The sequence below is a fragment of the Achromobacter sp. SIMBA_011 genome, from assembly GCF_046535435.1.
In the GTDB taxonomy this organism is placed as follows: Bacteria; Pseudomonadota; Gammaproteobacteria; order Burkholderiales; family Burkholderiaceae_B; genus Achromobacter; species Achromobacter dolens.
Genome location: NZ_JAWRWN010000782.1, coordinates 1 through 257, shown reverse-complemented (window position 1 = coordinate 257; position 257 = coordinate 1). Strand labels below are relative to the sequence as shown.

The following is a 257-nucleotide window of genomic DNA, read 5'->3' as shown; positions in this document are numbered from 1 at the left end:
CCGGCTGCGTGAAGCCCATCGCGAGCAGCACGAGGTCGGCCTTCATTTCGAATTCCGAGCCCGGCACCTCGACCATCTTGCCGTCCTTCCACTCGACGCGCGCGGCGATCAGCTTCTCGACCTTGCCGTTCTTGCCTTCGAGACGCTTGGTCGCGACAGCCCAGTCACGCGAGCAGCCTTCCTCGTGCGACGACGAGGTGCGCAGCTTGACCGGCCAGTACGGCCACACGAGCGGCTTGTTCTCGACTTCCGGCGGC

General features: G+C 65.8%; 1 pseudogene. It reads right to left on the bottom strand.

Annotated features, from left to right (window positions below):
- Nucleotides 1–257, bottom strand: a pseudogene (gltD, locus tag SB816_RS33125) (glutamate synthase); the annotation flags it as partial.